Raw genomic sequence first — 15,479 nt, forward strand, 5'->3', positions numbered from 1 at the left:
CCCCAAGTTTCTTCTCGAGGTTTCGTCGACTTCGGCTAGCCCAAGGCCCAATCGGCCGCCTCATGGCAGAGTGGCAGGTCGGGTTGGGTGCGCCGCTTGCCGAGCTTGCGTCGAGCGGATTGCAGTGCGCCCCGCAACCCCTCTTCCAGGGTCGGGTGGTAAAACGGCATCTGCAGCATCTGGTCGACCGTCATCCCCTGCTGGATCGACCAGGCAAGCAGATGCAGCAGGTGTTCCGCGTCCGGCGTCACGATCTCTGCCCCGCGCAGGCGCCCGTCCTCCTCGTCGACGTAGAGATGCATCAAGCCGGCGTTGCGTCCTGCCATCAAGGCCCGAGGCTGTCTGGTGAAGTCGGCGGTTCCCGTGACGATACCGGAATCGGGAAGCTCCCGATGGGTCAGGCCCGCGTGACCGGCACCGGGTTCGGTGAAGACGATGCCTTGCGGGACGCGTCGGGCCAGGCATTCGGCATCGGGGTGCAACGCATGGTAGGCCGCTATTCGTCCCTCGTCTGCCGCCTCGTGCATCAACGGTCGCTGTCCGCTCACGTCGCCGGCGATATAGATCGGCAGATCACCGAGCCGTAGCGTGGCAGGGTCGAAGGCGGGCAGCCCCCGCCCATCGAGCTCCACCCCCAGGTTCTCCAGGCCCAGTCCCTCGATGTTGGGCCGCCGCCCCAGGGAAGCGAGCACCCAGTCGACCTCTACTTCCTTCCCGCCTCCTCGGATCATCACGCCTGAGTGGTTCGGCTGAAGCGTCACCTCTGCCTCGGTGGTGACCGCCATCTGGCTTTCCAGCACCTCGAGCAGGCTGGCGTTGACCTTCGGGTCGCTCAGGCCGGCCACGGAGGTTCCACGCGTGAAGGCCTGCACCTCGCAGCCGAGCTGGGCGAAGGCCTGACCCAGCTCCACGCCGATCGGCCCCAGGCCGACCACCCCCACACGCCGGCCCGGCGACTTGAGCTCGAAGACATCATCCGAGGTGACGATACGCCCCCCCAGGGACCGCCAGGCCTCGGGCACGACCGGGCGCGTGCCGGTGGCAATGATCACGGCCTCGGCGTGGATCCGCTCACCCTCGATCTCGAGGGTCTGGGCATCGAGGAAGCGCGCTCGTCCCTGGAGGCTGCGCTCTCCCAGGGATTCGGCGGTCTCGATCGGCCCCGTGATGAAACGATCCCGCAGCTTGCGAACGTGGGCCATGATGGCAGGCAGGTCCGCCTGTAAGGGTTTGCTGCCCCGGACCCCGCTTGCCGCCAGCCAGTCGCGCCTTGCGAAGGCATGCGCCACCTCGAGCAACGCCTTCGAAGGCATGCAACCGACCCGCGCGCAGGTCGTGCCATAGCGACCGTCATTGATCAGCAGCACGTCATCGGTGTAGCGCTGTGCCTCCTTGAGTGCCGTGAGTCCTGCCGTGCCGGCCCCCAGAATCACAATCTTCGCGTGTCGTGTCATGGTTCCTCCCGAGTCCGACATGGCTCCATGAGTCAACATACAAAACCCGGCGAACTTGAGCCAATTTGCGCCCCCTTCCTGTTGCTGCCATCTTTGAACATGCATCAAAAATACCTTTATCAAGACACACTCCGGTTGCCTGCCCATGACCATCGATGACATCGATTTTGCCGCCCTCTACCGCCAGCACATGGCACGAGCTGAACGCCAACCCAAGCCGGCCAGCGCCTGGGACGCCCGGGCCGAGGCGCTGGGACGCAAGCCCCTCGGCGGCATCTACGCCGAGACTTTCCTCTCGCGAATGGACCTGACCGGCAGCCGCAGCCTGCTGGATGTCGGGTGCGGTCCCGGCACCATCGGCTTGCTGCTGGCCGACCGCCTGGAGCAGGTGATCGGCATGGATTACAGCCCGGCCATGCTCGAACAGCTGGAAAACAACGCCCGGCACCTCGGTCTCGACAATGTCACCCCCCTGCTTTGCGCCTGGGAAGATGACTGGCACGACGTTCCCCGCTGCGACATCGTGGTGGCCTCGCGCTCCGGCATGGTGACCGAGCTGCAGGACGCCCTCGCCAAGCTCAACGCGCATGCTCGCCAGAGGGTCTACATGACCCAGTTAGTGGGCGGCCACTTCATCGACGCCGATCTCACCGCATTGCTGGGACGTCAACGTGCTTCCGTTCCCGACTACGTCTATGCCGTCAACCTGCTCCATGCCCAGGGCATCCATCCACGGCTGAGCTATATCGAGGTGCCCAGCCGCCTGGCCGGTACCCGGGACTTCGACGAATTCGCCCAGCGCGTGGCCTGGTCGCTAGGCGAGCTGACCACCGAGGAAGCCGCACGACTCAAAACCTGGTACGACGCCAACCCCGAGCGGGCCGCCGCCGGGGGCACGCCCTTGCGCTGGGCACTGATCGATTGGGATGTGGTTCAGCGTTCCTGAGAGGCCATTGCACCGCCGGCCTCCCACGATTATATTGGCGAGACTTGTCGGGGTGCCCTCACCAGGGCTGAGATCGGTGACCGCCGAACCCGTTGAACCTGATCAGGTTGATGCCTGCGGAGGGAACAAGCTCATGCTTACCGATTCGCTCATTCCATCCGCGCCCTCTTCGTTTTCACTTGGCCGGATGTTCCCATGACCTCCATTTCTCCTTCTTCTCACGTCGCCATCGCCGGCGCTGGACTGCTGGGCCGCCTGCTCGCCTGGCGGCTGTTGCGCGGCGGTCGGCGCGTCAGTCTCTTCGATGCCGGCGATCTGGATACGCCCCCCGCTGCCGCCTGGACGGCGGCCGGGATGGTCGCGCCACAGTGCGAGACCGCCGTCTCGGAAGCGAGCATCTACGCCATGGGCACCTTCGCCCTGGCCCAGTGGCCGAAGTGGCTCGCCGAACTCGACGCCGAAGCGCTATGGCACGCCAAGGGCAGCCTGGTGGTCGCCCATCCCCAGGACATGGCCGCCCTGAACCAGTTTCGTCGCGATCTGGAGCATGCCCTGGGTGAACAGGCCAACCTGCAGGCGCTGGATCACGCCGGATTGCACCACCTGGAGCCGGATCTCGCTCCGGGGCTGCGCCAGGGGCTGTATCTCGAGAACGAGGCGCATCTGGACAACCGCGAGCTGCTCGTTCGCCTGTTGGCGGAGATTCGTGGCCTGGGCGGGCAATGCCATGCTCACTGCCCGGTCGAGACGGCCCCGGGCGAAATCGTCACCCCCGGCGGGCGGCAGCGTTTCGATTGGGTGATCGACTGCCGTGGCACCGGCGCCCGACCTCGCCAGCCCGGGCTTCGTGGCGTACGCGGCGAAACGTTGCACGTGCGTACCAGCGAAGTGCATCTTTCCCGTCCGGTGCGCCTGATGCATCCGCGCTATCAACTCTACGTGGTGCCCAAGCCCGGCCACCGCTTCGTGATCGGTGCCACCCAGATCGAGAGCGAGGACCGCTCGCCGATGTCGCTGCAATCGTCACTGGAGCTGGGCAGCGCCTTGTTCACCCTGTCGCCGGCCTTCGCCGAGGCACGCATCCTCGAGCAGGGAGTCAACCTGCGCCCGGCGTTTCACGACAACCTGCCCCGCGTCACCCAGCAGCCCGGGCTGATTTCCGCCAACGGTCTGTTCCGCCACGGCTATCTGCTGGCACCCGCGGTGGCCAGCCATGTGCTGGCACGGCTCGAGGGCGACACCCAGCTTCCTTTCAGGTCGATCCTCGATGTCCGACCGCTCCAGGAGGTGAGTCCATGAATACCATTACCCTGAGCCTGAACGGTGAATCCACCACGGTGCCCGCCGACACCACACTGGCCGATGCCCTGGCTCGGTGGGGCTATGCCGGGCAGCGCATCGCGGTAGCGGTCGACGATGAATTCGTGCCGCGTTCCGCCTACGCCTCGCAGCGCCTGCAGGACAACGCACGCATCGATATCGTGGCCCCGATAGGAGGTGGCTGATGACCGACACACCGAACGACCTGGTCCTCTACGGTGAGCGCTTCACCAGTCGCTTTCTGCTGGGCACCGCCCTCTACGACTCGCCGGCACAGATGCAGGAAGCCATTCGCGCCGCCGGCTGCGAGATCGTCACCCTGGGCCTGCGACGACAGGGCCCGGCGGAAGGCCACGGCGACGCCTTCTTTGGCCTCATCCGCGACAGCGGATGCAGGCTGCTGCCCAACACCGCGGGATGCCGCAGCGCCCGGGAGGCGATCACCCTCGCCGAGATGTCCCGGGAGCTGTTCGACACACCCTGGATCAAACTCGAGGTGATCGGCGACGACTACACCCTGCACCCCGACCCCTTCGGTCTGGTGGAAGCCGCCAGCGAACTGGTCGCCCAGGGGTTCAAGGTGCTGCCCTACTGCAGCGACGACCTGATCCTTTGCCAGCGCCTGATCGACGCCGGCTGCCAGGCACTGATGCCCTGGGGCGCCCCGATCGGCACCGGCCTTGGGCTGAACAATCGCTACGCCCTGCGCACCCTGCGCGAACGCCTCGACGTGCCGTTGATCATCGATGCCGGCCTCGGCGCGCCCTCTCAGGCCTGCGAAGCCATGGAACTAGGCTTCGACGCCATCCTGCTCAACACCGCCGTGGCGCGCGCCCACAACCCGCCGCAGATGGCAGGGGCCTTCAGGGAGGCCATCGATGCGGGACGGCGCGCTCATCTGGCCGGGTTGATGGAGCGCCAGCAGACCGCCAGCCCCAGCACCCCGACGCTGGGGCAGCCGTTCTGGCATGGGATGACTCAAGGCTAGGGAACGACGATCAGTGCAATATCGCTCTTTTCCAGCAGCCTCTCCCCTGCCACGCCGCGCAACAGCGCGTGCTCCCGGGGCAGGACCAACGCGCCGGCGCGTTCCTTTCTGAGTAATGCGACGAGCGTCGCGATGTCTTCCCCCTCGAAGGGAATGCAGCGCGGGCTCCGCCCCTGCCGCGCGCCCCAGGCCTCGATGGCCGCCCGGGCGCGCTCGTCCTGTTCGACGCTGTGAGGCAACAGCACGAGCAGCTCCTGATTCGCGATCCGCGCCAGGCGCAGCGCTTCGTTCATGGCACGCTGGCCGGCCTCCCCTGGTGCCTGGAAGGCGACGATGGGATGCGCGCCCATCGAGGCCGACTCGCCGAGCATCATCACCCGGCAGTGAGCGGCGCCGAGCATGCGGCTGAGGGTACGACTGGTGAAGCCACCCTCGGGAGGGTGTCGCCAGCCGGCCCGATAGAGCACGAGCAGATCATCCGCCATGGTGGCGGCCAGGGCCGCGGCCTCGAGGTGATCGCGATTGATCTCGAGACGCCAGCGCAGGGCATGGCGACCCGCCGTGGCGGCGAGCAGCGACTGCAGTCGATCCGCCTGCTGGCGCAGCCGGCGTTCCAGCGCCTCCGGTGCCACCGGGCGCAGGCTTCCCGAAATCAGGCCAATCTCGCCCCCGCAGGGCAGGCTGGCGGCCCGCAGCAGCTCGGTGTCCTCGACAAAGAGTCCGACGAGCTCGGCGTCTTCGCGCTTGGCCAGCTGTGCGACCTCGTCGAGCAGCAGCTGGGCGCGACGGCCGCCGTCGAGCAGCACCACGACGCGCTGGATCAAGCGGGCATCATCACGAGTCGTCATGGCGATTTGCCATCCCGCCGATTGTCGCCATCACTCTGCTGGCGGCCGATGTCGGTGAATTCGCGCAGACGATCCGCGACGCGTCGATTAAGGGTATCGACAGGGAAGCAGCCGTCCGCATCACGCTCGCCGGCGGCCACTCCGGTCAACAGGCCGATGGCCTCGTCCACGCTATCGATCGGATACACATGGAAACGCTCGGCCCGAACCGCCTCGACCACATCGCGGCGCAACATGAGGTGCACCACGTTGGCCCCGGGCAGCAGGACACCGTGACTGCCATCCAGTCCCCGGGCCTGACAGATGTCGAAAAACCCTTCGATCTTCTCGTTGACGCCGCCCACCGCCTGCACCTGCCCGTGCTGGTTGACGGAACCGGTCACCGCCAGGGATTGCCGCAACGGCGTCCTGGCAAGCACCGAGAGCAAGGCGCAGAACTCGGCCACGGAGGCGCTGTCGCCGTCGACCATGCCGTAGGACTGCTCGAAGGCCAGGCTCGCCGACAGGGACAGCGCCGATTCACCGGCGTAGCGCGAGGCCAACAGGCGTGACAGGATCATCACTCCCTTGGAGTGGATGTTGCCGCCCAGCTTGGCCTCGCGCTCGATATCCACCAGGCCGCCGCGCCCCGGCCGCGCCGTGGCGGTGATGCGGGTGGGCCGGCCGAAGGCGTGACCGCCGAGCTGGATCACCGACAGGCCGTTGACCTGACCCAAGGCCTCCCCGGCGGTGTCGATGAGCATGATGTCGCGCAGGATCGAGCGCTCCATGCTTTCATGCACCCGCGAGGCACGGTAGACCTGCTGGTCGATGGCCTCTTGCACATGCTCGGCGGTGACCCGATCGCTTCCCGCCTGGGCGGCCCAGTAGTCCGCCTCCCGCAGCAGATCGCTGAAGGCGCGCCGGTGGATAGATAGACGTTCACTGTCATCGGCGAGGCGACTGGCATGCTCGATCAGCCGCGCCACGGCGTCGCGTCCCAGGGCCTTGAGATTCGCCTCCCGGGCCAGGGTGGCGAACAGGCGCGCATAGAGTCGCTGGGTGCTCGTATCGCGCTGCACGTCTTCCTCGAGATCCGCCTGCACCTTGAACAGCTCCAGGAAATCCGGGTCGTGGGCACAGAGCAGGTAGTAGAGCATGCGATTGCCGATCAGCACGACCTTGAGGTCCAGCGGCATTGGCTCGGGCTCCAGGGAGACGGTGCTGGCGAGGCTGTAGAGCCGCTCCAGGGATTCGATCTTCACCCGGGCCCCGTAAAGGGCGCGTTTGAGACTCTCCCAGACGAAGGGTTGGGTGAGCACCTTGGCGACATCGAGGATCAGGTAGCCGCCATTGGCGCGATGCAGCGCGCCGGCCCGGATCAGACGGAAGTCGGTCAGCAGCGCCCCCTGGTGCACCTGGTGCTCCACCCGTCCCACCAGATGCTGATAGGTCGGCATGTCCTCGTAGACCACCGGCGCGCCCTCCTGCTCGGCATTGTCCACCAGCAGATTGGCCTGATAGCGACTGAAGACCGACGCCATGGAGCCGTTGCTGCGCGCCTCCTGGCTGATCAACGCATTGATGCTCTCGGTCACGTCCTGCTGGATGGCGTTGACGTGCTCGACGACTCGGGGGTGATCGCGATAGGTCTCGCGCAGCTCCTCGATCAGCGGCCCTACCGAAGCCGTCGCCATCTCCTCGTTGAGTTCCCGGATGCGCTGCTGCACTTCCTTGCGCCAGCGCGGCATCTGCTGAATCGTCCTCTGCAGCTTCTCCTGCAGCGTCGCGATGGTGCGCTGGATCGCCTGGCGACGCTCCTCGGGCAGCGCCTGAAACGCCTCCACGTCCATCACCTCGCCTTCGTCGTTGCGCGGGGCGAAGCTGAAGCCGTTAGGGGACTGAATCAGGGCGATGTGATCCTGCTCGGCTTCCTTGCCGATCTCGCGAAAGGCTTCGCTCTGGCGCTGACCGAGCTCCTGCTGGATCTCGTGCAGGCGGCTCTGGTACTCGTCGCTCTCGAAGGTGGCGGGAATGGCATGCTGCAATTCGTCGACCAGCTGTTCCAGGTCGCGTCGGAAGCGCGCGCCCTTCCCCGCCGGCAATTCGATGAGGCGCGGATGGCTGCCCTGCTTGAAATCATGCAGGTAGCACCAGTCGGAAGGCGTCGGCGCCTGACGGGAACGCTCGTGAAGAAAGCGTTGCACGATCTCGTGCTTGCCGGCCCCGGACGGCCCCAGCACGAAGAGATTGTAGCCCTGCCCCTGGATGCCGGTGCCGAAACGCAACGCCTCCAGGGCCCGCTCCTGGCCGATCAGTTGATCGAGAGGTTCCAGTTCATCGCTGGTCTCGAAGTCCAGCGAATCCGGATCGCAATGTCGATAGAGCCGGTCGACGGCAAGCGGTTCGGGATGGCCCGTCATGGATTCCTCGTCTCGCATGCAAAGCTTTCATGTTCGAGAATAGCCGACGGGCCAGGACGATCAAGACCCTGAGAAACGCCGCTACAGAGCGGGAGAGGCAGGCGCGCTTGGGATCACGGTTCACTGGCCACCCCGTCGTGGTGCCCCCAGCCCTCGGGAATCGATGGATCCTCCAGACCCTCGAACCGATCTGTCACGTAGCGGCTGTGGCAGGCCACGCAGGACTCGGTCATGCGATTGAAGGTCTCGACCTGGGCCTGGGTGTCCTGCCGTTCCCCTGCCTCGGCCAGGGATGCCGACAGCTGATGAAAGTGCTCATCCATCTGCAGGAACCCCTTGGGTACCGCCGCCTTCAGATCCTGGCGGTCCTGCTCGGTCAGGGACTGCTCGAGGATGAAGCTGTCGTGGATGGCCTGGCCCCTCTGCGCCACCTCGTCGTGCTTGCCCTGGACGATGGCACTGTAGGTCGCCTGCATGGCCGCCTCGATCTCGACCATCTCCTTTACCAGCAGCCCGCGCAGCTTATCGGTCAGCTTCGGACCCACCGGTTCTGCCGCGAAAACGGCGCCGCTCAATGTCAGGCTCGCCAGCATGGCAGCCGATCCGATGGCTCTGTAAGCATGTCTCTTGTTCATGATCTACACCTCGCTTTACGTTGGCTTGCTTGCATCGGGCAGTACCTCCCGGGGCGTAACATCCTCCACCCGCGCCCAGCCCAGGTCGTCGAAGATCACATACAGCGCCGGGATCACGACCAGCACCAGCACGGTAGAGGAAAGCAAGCCGAACACCACCGCGATCACCAGCGGCTGCACCGCCGCCGCCTGGGCGCTGGTCTCGGCCAGCAGCGGCAAGAGTCCGGCGATGGTGGTGGTCGAGGAGATCAGGATGGCGCGCAGCCGGTCGCGGCTGGCCTGCCCCGCCGCGGCGATGGCGGATTGCCCCGAGGCGCGGTAGCCCTTGATGAAGTGAATCAGCAGGATGGCGTTGTTGACCACGATGCCCGCCAGGGACGCCGCGCCGATCAGAGAGGGCATGGAGAGATAGAAACCCATCAGCACATGCCCCCACAACGCACCGATGAAAGCCAGAGGGATCGACAGCATGACGATCAGCGGTTCGATGTAGCTTCTGAACTGGAAGGAAAGGATGACAAAAATCCCGATCAGGCCGATCGCCAGGGCGCGCTGGATCGAACCGCCGGTCTCCGCGGAGCGGGCGACCTGTCCCTCGAAGGCGACCGTCACCTCGGGATGGCGTTCCTGGAAGCCAGGCAACCAGTCAGTGCGGATATCGTCGACGATTGCCTGGGCATTGGCCGTGGAGGCCGCCACGTTGGCGCTCAGGGTCACGGTACGCATGCCATCGAGTCGGGTGATGCGAGCCCAGTCCCGCGCCTTGTCGATGCGGGCAGCCACGTCGAGGGGCACGCGGTGCCCTTCCGGAAGCTGCACGGTCAGATCCTCCAGATCATCCAGGCTCTGCCGGTCCTGTTCGGCATGACGCACCAGGATTTCCACATCCCGCTGGCCGATGCGCAGGGTATCGCTGATCTCGCCGAGCAAGGCGGCACGCAACTGGTTCGCCGCCTCTTGTGCGGAGATCCCCAACCCATGGGCGCCCTCGGCCAAGGACAGACGGCGCTGAGGCTTGCCGGGCCGCAGATCGTCGATGACGTTGTATACCCCCGCATAACCGGCGAGATGCTGGGCGAATTCCAGGGAGGCGGCCTTGAGTGCATCTAGATCCTCTCCCTGCAGGCGCACCTCGATGGGCGTGCCCGCAGGCCCGAACCCGGGCTCCTGGATGATCAAGCTGACCAGCCCCGGGACATCGCCGATCGCCCGGCGCCAGCGCATGGTCACTTCGTCCAGACTCACACTGCGTCGCTCGGCGGTGAGCAGATCGACCATCACCGTGGCGACATGGGCCCCGGCTTCCTGAGCGCTGGGGTTGTGGTTGAAACGCACCTGGATGGCACGCACCAGAGGTTCCTCACCCGGCTGCTCGGGCGTCAGGTGCGCGTCGATCTCGCGCAGGGCGTTCGTGACATGGGACGCCACCGCCTCGGTACGCTCGAGCGGCGTGCCCTGGGGCATCAAAATGCGCGCCTCTAGCACGTCGCCGTCGATCTCGGGCATGGCCTCGCTGCCGATATGCCCGCCGGCGAGATAGCCCATGGAGCCGAGCAACAGGACCAGCACGCCACTCAGCACGGCGTAGCGAAAGCGAATTGCCTCATCGGCAATACGCCCGACGCCTTCACGAAACGCCTCGAAGCGAGCCTCGAAGCCGGCACGCAGCCGCGACGGCTCGGCTTGCAGTCGAGGAATGCCGCCCTTGAGATGGTGCGGCAGGATCAGGAAGGCTTCTATCAGGCTCGCCGCCAGGGCGGCAATCAATGCTACCGGCAGCACCTCGAGCACATCGCCCAGCTCACCGGCGAGAAAGGAGAGCGGCATGAAGACCGCTACCGTCGTCAGGAAGGACGACAGCACGCCGGGCAGCACACCGCGGGTGCCTGCGACCACCGCCTCCAGCGGCGTGGCCTCCTCCCGGGCATGAGCGGCGATGTTGTCGGTGATCACGATGGCGTCGTCCATGACGATGCCGATCGCCATCAACAGCGCCACCAGGGTGATCATGTTCAACGACAAGCCGGCGAACCCCATCACCGCGAAGGCCCCCAGGAAGGCCACCGGCAATCCCAGCACTGCCCAGAGCGCCAGACGTGGCCGAAAGAACAGGCTCATCACCAGCACCACCAGCACGAAACCGATGAGGCCGTTCTCGACCAGCATCTGCAGGCGGTCGCGCACGATACTGGTCATGTCCTGGGTCACGGTCAGCGAGACCTCGCCATTCAATCGCCGGCGCTCGTTCTCGACCACCGCCTGCAAGGCATCCATCACGTCCAGGGCATCATCGCGCAGCGTCTTGTGCACCTCGAGCACCAGGGCGCGCCGGCCGTCGAACCAGACCTTCTCCTCTTCACGCTCGGGGGTTTCACGCAGGGTGGCGATCTGCCCCAGGCGAAGCTCGCCCCCAGCGGGGCTCGACAAGACCACGACCTTGGCCAGCTCGCTCAGGGTGTGACGCTGATCGGTGAAGCGCAGCTGGATGTCCTGGCGCGGGGTTTCCAGGGTACCCAATGGCATGTCGACGTTCTGACGGGCGAGGATCGCCGCCAGCTCGCTCGCCGACAGGCCATACTGGGCGAGTATTTCCTGAGGAATCTCGATCTGCCACTGGCGCTGGGAAAGCCCTTGGATATCGACCTTGGCGACGCCGGGCAAACCCAGCAGGCGATCTTCCAGGCGCTTGGCATAATCTTCCAGGTCGGACAGCGACATGTCGCCACTCACGGCCACCGCCGCCACCAGATCGCTGCGATGCAGTTCGCGCACCACCGGCGGCTCGGCCTGCTCAGGAAAGTCGGTGATGGCCTCGACCTCGGTGGAAATATCGTCCACGAAGCGGCCGATATCGCCCTCGTCCTCCATGGTGGCCGTGGCACTGGCCAGGTTGTCCTGGGCCACGCAGACGAACTCCTCGAGGAAGTCCACGCCGGTCAGGCCATCATGAAGACGACGGCAGATCTCATCCTCCACATCCGCGGCGGTGGCACCCCGATACGCCACCTCGATGCCGACCTCACCGGGCAGGTAGTCGGGAAAAGTCTCGCGCTTGAGGCTGGGAACGGCAAACAGCCCTACCGCCAGCAGCAGGATAAGAAGCAGGTTGGCGGCGGTGGGGTGACCAGCGAACCAGCGAATCATGATGTTTCTCCCAGCGCTTGCTGGCGCAGGCGCTTCGCCGCCTCCTCGTCGCGGCGTGGATCGATCGACATGCCGCCTATCGCCGGCACCACATCATCCAGGATCACGCGATCGCCCGCCTCGAGCCCTTCCGCGATCACCGCCAGATCGTGCTGCTCGAAAGCGACCTCGACCGGTTGACGCACCAGGCGCTGTGCGTCGTCAAGCAGGTAGACCTCACCCTGATGGACCGCCGACGCAGGGATCACCATGAGTGGCGCCTCGGCCCTGGCCGCCAGGCGTACCTGGACGTACATGTCCCGCACCAGAGGCGGTCGAGTCAGCGGCGCCACGTGCCGATAGGGCTCGTCGACCCGCACCACGACCTGGGCGGTACGGGTGGCCGGATCCAGACCGTTGGCCACCCGTACGACCCGAGCCGGCCAGCGCGCGCCCTGCCCGCCCACCAGCATCACCTCGGCATCGAAGGCGGAAAGATCCAGGCGCTCGGCGATATCCAGGGCGCCACCGTCGGCGTCCTCGAGGGTCTGGGTGCCAAGCAAGCGACGCAGCATGTCTACCGGCACCTGCGCCACTACCTCGGCGGCGTCGATGCCATCGGCGCTGAACAGGCGCTGACCGGCATTGATGTACTGATGAAGCTCCGCCTCCACCTCACCCAGGCGCAGGTCATAGGGTGCGACGAAGCGAGTATCATCGAGGTCCTGGCGAGCCTGGGCCAGGTGTGTGGCGGCCCGTTCGGTCTCGGCTTCCAGGCGCTGACGCCGCGAAGGCATCAGCTGCAATTCGTTCTCCAGCGACTGCACGGTCTGGCGTTGGGAAAGCGTGGCGCGCTCTTCCGTGTCTAGGCGGGAGCGCGACACCGCGCCGCTGGCTTCCAGGCGCCGGATACGCGACAGCTCCTGCTCGGCCAGACGCAGACGCTCGCGCTCCAGGGCCAGCAGCCGACGAGTATTCTCGGCTTCCGCCTCCAGCTGCACCTGCTCGGCAGCCAGGCTGGCCAGCTCCGCCTTGGTCTCGGCCTCGGCAAGCCGATAGCGGCTGGGGTCGATCGTCAGCAGTGGCGTCCCCTTGGCCAGCAGTACGCCGCTCTCCAGCCTGGGATGCCGCTCGACGACCCGGCCAGGCACGTTGGCGATGGCGTCCCAGCGCCGGGCGGGACGCGCAGTGCCATAGCCCCGGGCCTCGATGACGAAGGGCAGTAGCTCGGCCTCGATGAGCCGTACCGTCGGAGTGTTCGAGGTGGCTTCATCCCTCGTCGGCGCCTGACGGTTCAAGATCAGGATCACGATCAGCAAGATGCCGATTGCCAGCCCCGCCACAACCAATAAGCCACGTCCGAGTCGAGAACTCACGATCCCTCCCCGGCCTGAATGCCACGTTGGTAAAGCAGGAAAGCACCCGGTGCCTGCTCGGCGACGCGCGCGACGTCTCCATCGATCAGCGACTGAACCACCAGCCCCTGCACCGTGCCGACGAACTGGGTGGCCGCCGCTTCGATATCCAGATCGGCACGCAACTCACCGCTCGCCCTGCCCTTCTCCAGAATGGCCGCGAGCCGTTCGCGATACCGGGCCAGCATGGAGCGCACCAACTGCTGGGCGGAGGTCGGCTCGGCGTGCTGCAACTGCCCGAGCATCAGCCGCGGCACCCCGGGATGTTCGATGATGAAGCGAATATGCGCCATGAACATGGCCTCCAGGGTCGCCAGCGGTGTCTCGGCTCGGGCGACGGCCTTCTCGAGACGCTGCATGACCTGTTCGGCGATCCAGGCCATGACCGCCTGCCAGATCTCGTCCTTGCCGGTGAAATGGCGAAACAGCGCCCCCTGGGTCACCTTCATGCGCTCGGCAATGGAAGCGGTAGTGATGCGCGCCGGGTCCTGCTCACCGCACAGTTCCACCACGGCGCGCACGGTCAGTTCCTTGCGTTCTTCGGCGGGCAGGTGCCGGGTTCTTGCCATGGACGTCTTCCTTAAGATAGTAATTGGTTACTATCTTAGCTGGGAACCTTGATTTCTTCCATCTCGGCTTCGCATTTCCTGGCGTATCATTCGCCACGCCGGAGGATTATCGACTCCTGAATTCCCATGACGCATGCTGGCACGCCCGCGCCTTTTTATCTGGAGTCAACGACATGGACGGCCTCTCGACCACCACGCTCTTGATCCTCTTCATCGGACTCTCGACGGCAGCGGCAATGCTCCTGCGTGCCGGTTGCGAGCGAATCGGCACACCACCGCTGGTGGGATTTCTGCTGCTCGGCATCGGTATCAGCACCCTGGATGCGAGCGTGGGCGTCATCAATGTGGAGACCGAGGTGGGCATCGAACTGCTGGCCCAGCTGGGCTTGGTGGCATTGCTGTTTCGGGTTGGGTTGGGGCTCGACCCGCGGAGGCTGCTCGCCAAGCTGCCGAGCGCCAGCGTGATATGGCTGGGGAATATCGCCATCGCGGGACTCACGGGCTATGCAGTGGCGCAGTGGGTGCTGGGGCTGGAGCTGATAGCGTCGCTGGTGATCGCCGTCGCCCTGACCGCGACCAGCATCGGCGTGGTCATCCCGGTCTGGGAAGAGGCTGGCGACCTGAACGACGATGCGGGGACTCTAACCGTCGACGTGGCCGAACTCGACGATATTTCAGGCATCGTGTTGATGGCGCTACTGTTTGCAGTGCTGCCGGTACTACAAGATGGTGAAGGTAACTTCTGGCTCTCGATGGGCGCGGCGGCAGGCGAACTGGTGCTGCTCTTCACTGTCTTCGTCACTTTCTGCTGGCTGTTCGCCCGTTACCTGACGCCGCGGCTTTATCGCTTGCTGCATCGCTGGGAACGGACCCCGGAGCATCTGCTCACCGTGATCGCCCTCGGCGCGGTGATCGCCGGTATCGCCGAAGTGCTAGGGTTCTCGCTGGCGGTGGGGGCACTGTTCGCCGGGATCGTTTTCAGCGCCTATCCGGAGCAGGTGCGTTCCAATGGTGCCTACGGCCTGCTCTACGACTTCTTCACGCCGTATTTCTTCATCGCCATCGGCCTGCACCTCGATCCGACGCTGATTCTACCGGCGGCCGGTGTCGGCCTGGTGCTGCTGATCGCGGCGGTGGCCGGCAAACTGATCGGGACCTATCTTCCTGCTCGGCTGATGACCGACCGGGCCTCGGCAGGGCTTATCGCCGTGAGCATGGTACCGCGTGCCGAGATCGCCATGATCATTGCGCACCAGGCCTATCAACTCGGCCCCTGGGCACTCGACGCCGAACTCTATGGCGCCATGGCGGTAGTGACCCTGGGGACCTGTCTGCTCACTCCTCCGCTGCTGGGACGTCTACTGGCGCGGTCAGCATGACCGCGTTTACGACTCGTTTTTTACCAACTCCCCGACCCACTCTCGCATGGTCTCGTTCATTACAGGACTGGGGCCTCGAGACAAGGTGATGACGAAACGGTCATCGAATTCGCCGACGCCGAAAACGCCGCTCGTGCCGTGCTCTCTGGCGGGACCTGTTCACGTCCGAAATACCGGTCCAGGATCGTCTAGGCGATGCGCATCATTAATGTCTCCATCCCACAAAGACCGGTAACTCTCAGATCGAGTCTGAATTACTACAAAGCATCCGATTCGGTAAAACAGGTGCTTATCTCTTTCTTTTTGTGGCCCTTTCTTTTTTGCTTTTCACGATTACCGGGCAAAAAACGGCGGCGCCTTCCGCGCCGCCGTTTTTGCATGAGTCTCGGTAATTCGCCAC

The 15,479-nt window shown here is 65.3% G+C and carries 12 protein-coding genes and 1 riboswitch; of the genes, 5 read left to right on the plus strand and 7 right to left on the minus strand.

Features of this window, described 5'->3' with window-relative positions; all coding sequences use genetic code 11:
• Positions 1 to 35: 35 nt before the first annotated feature.
• Positions 36 to 1,454 (minus strand): dihydrolipoyl dehydrogenase, encoded by a 1,419-nt coding sequence (locus BUA41_RS00580; protein WP_072818627.1) that lies wholly within the window; start codon positions 1,452 to 1,454, stop codon positions 36 to 38.
• Between the two features lie 145 nt (positions 1,455 to 1,599).
• Between BUA41_RS00580 and BUA41_RS00585 the strand changes: the two genes are divergently transcribed.
• From BUA41_RS00585 to BUA41_RS00600, 4 genes are all read left to right on the plus strand, one after another.
• Positions 1,600 to 2,400, plus strand: coding sequence for a methyltransferase domain-containing protein (locus BUA41_RS00585; RefSeq protein ID WP_072818629.1), 801 nt, complete (start codon positions 1,600 to 1,602; stop codon positions 2,398 to 2,400).
• Positions 2,401 to 2,438: 38 nt separating this feature from the next.
• Positions 2,439 to 2,542, plus strand: a riboswitch (TPP riboswitch).
• Positions 2,543 to 2,595: 53 nt separating this feature from the next.
• A complete protein-coding gene (thiO, locus tag BUA41_RS00590) occupies positions 2,596 to 3,699 on the plus strand; it encodes a glycine oxidase ThiO (RefSeq protein WP_072818631.1) in 1,104 nt (367 codons plus the stop codon).
• A complete protein-coding gene (gene thiS / locus BUA41_RS00595) occupies positions 3,696 to 3,905 on the plus strand; it encodes a sulfur carrier protein ThiS (protein WP_084670988.1) in 210 nt (69 codons plus the stop codon). The genes thiO and thiS overlap by 4 nt, the downstream gene beginning before the upstream one ends.
• Positions 3,905 to 4,708 (plus strand): thiazole synthase, encoded by an 804-nt coding sequence (locus tag BUA41_RS00600; protein WP_072818633.1) that lies wholly within the window; start codon positions 3,905 to 3,907, stop codon positions 4,706 to 4,708. Before thiS ends, BUA41_RS00600 begins: the two co-directional genes overlap by 1 nt.
• Here the strand turns inward: BUA41_RS00600 and BUA41_RS00605 are convergent.
• From BUA41_RS00605 to BUA41_RS00630, 6 genes are all read right to left on the minus strand, one after another.
• Positions 4,705 to 5,556: a putative universal stress family protein gene (locus tag BUA41_RS00605; protein WP_072818636.1), complete on the minus strand. Its 852-nt coding sequence runs from the start codon at positions 5,554 to 5,556 to the stop codon at positions 4,705 to 4,707. The two genes, BUA41_RS00600 and BUA41_RS00605, sit on opposite strands and share 4 nt — an antisense overlap.
• Positions 5,553 to 7,958: a Lon protease family protein gene (locus tag BUA41_RS00610; RefSeq protein ID WP_072819401.1), complete on the minus strand. Its 2,406-nt coding sequence runs from the start codon at positions 7,956 to 7,958 to the stop codon at positions 5,553 to 5,555. Before BUA41_RS00610 ends, BUA41_RS00605 begins: the two co-directional genes overlap by 4 nt.
• A gap of 113 nt (positions 7,959 to 8,071) precedes the next feature.
• The gene (locus BUA41_RS00615) at positions 8,072 to 8,593 is read right to left on the minus strand and encodes a cytochrome c (protein ID WP_084670990.1); all 522 of its coding nucleotides are present in this window, start codon (positions 8,591 to 8,593) and stop codon (positions 8,072 to 8,074) included.
• Between the two features lie 15 nt (positions 8,594 to 8,608).
• On the minus strand, positions 8,609 to 11,737 hold the full coding sequence (locus BUA41_RS00620) for an efflux RND transporter permease subunit (RefSeq protein WP_072818640.1): 3,129 nt from the start codon (positions 11,735 to 11,737) through the stop codon (positions 8,609 to 8,611).
• The gene (locus BUA41_RS00625) at positions 11,734 to 13,092 is read right to left on the minus strand and encodes an efflux RND transporter periplasmic adaptor subunit (protein WP_245791822.1); all 1,359 of its coding nucleotides are present in this window, start codon (positions 13,090 to 13,092) and stop codon (positions 11,734 to 11,736) included. The genes BUA41_RS00620 and BUA41_RS00625 overlap by 4 nt, the downstream gene beginning before the upstream one ends.
• Positions 13,089 to 13,700, minus strand: a complete 612-nt coding sequence (locus tag BUA41_RS00630) for a TetR/AcrR family transcriptional regulator (RefSeq protein ID WP_072818645.1) — start codon at positions 13,698 to 13,700, stop codon at positions 13,089 to 13,091. Before BUA41_RS00630 ends, BUA41_RS00625 begins: the two co-directional genes overlap by 4 nt.
• Before the next feature lie 173 nt (positions 13,701 to 13,873).
• On the opposite strand from BUA41_RS00630, the gene BUA41_RS00635 reads away from it, so the two are divergent.
• A complete protein-coding gene (locus tag BUA41_RS00635) occupies positions 13,874 to 15,079 on the plus strand; it encodes a cation:proton antiporter (protein ID WP_072818647.1) in 1,206 nt (401 codons plus the stop codon).
• The last annotated feature ends 400 nt before the right edge of the window (positions 15,080 to 15,479 follow it).

Origin of the sequence: Modicisalibacter ilicicola DSM 19980 (assembly GCF_900128925.1) — a bacterium.
Lineage (GTDB): Bacteria > Pseudomonadota > Gammaproteobacteria > Pseudomonadales > Halomonadaceae > Modicisalibacter > Modicisalibacter ilicicola.

Bases quoted from the DNA above. Each gene is read 5' to 3' on its own strand.
- BUA41_RS00580 (WP_072818627.1), bottom strand. From the start codon at position 1,454: ATGACACGACACGCGAAGATTGTGATTCTGGGGGCCGGCACGGCAGGA.
- BUA41_RS00585 (WP_072818629.1), top strand. From the start codon at position 1,600: ATGACCATCGATGACATCGATTTTGCCGCCCTCTACCGCCAGCACATG.
- thiO (WP_072818631.1), top strand. From the start codon at position 2,596: ATGACCTCCATTTCTCCTTCTTCTCACGTCGCCATCGCCGGCGCTGGA.
- thiS (WP_084670988.1), top strand. From the start codon at position 3,696: ATGAATACCATTACCCTGAGCCTGAACGGTGAATCCACCACGGTGCCC.
- BUA41_RS00600 (WP_072818633.1), top strand. From the start codon at position 3,905: ATGACCGACACACCGAACGACCTGGTCCTCTACGGTGAGCGCTTCACC.
- BUA41_RS00605 (WP_072818636.1), bottom strand. From the start codon at position 5,556: ATGACGACTCGTGATGATGCCCGCTTGATCCAGCGCGTCGTGGTGCTG.
- BUA41_RS00610 (WP_072819401.1), bottom strand. From the start codon at position 7,958: ATGACGGGCCATCCCGAACCGCTTGCCGTCGACCGGCTCTATCGACAT.
- BUA41_RS00615 (WP_084670990.1), bottom strand. From the start codon at position 8,593: ATGAACAAGAGACATGCTTACAGAGCCATCGGATCGGCTGCCATGCTG.
- BUA41_RS00620 (WP_072818640.1), bottom strand. From the start codon at position 11,737: ATGATTCGCTGGTTCGCTGGTCACCCCACCGCCGCCAACCTGCTTCTT.
- BUA41_RS00630 (WP_072818645.1), bottom strand. From the start codon at position 13,700: ATGGCAAGAACCCGGCACCTGCCCGCCGAAGAACGCAAGGAACTGACC.
- BUA41_RS00635 (WP_072818647.1), top strand. From the start codon at position 13,874: ATGGACGGCCTCTCGACCACCACGCTCTTGATCCTCTTCATCGGACTC.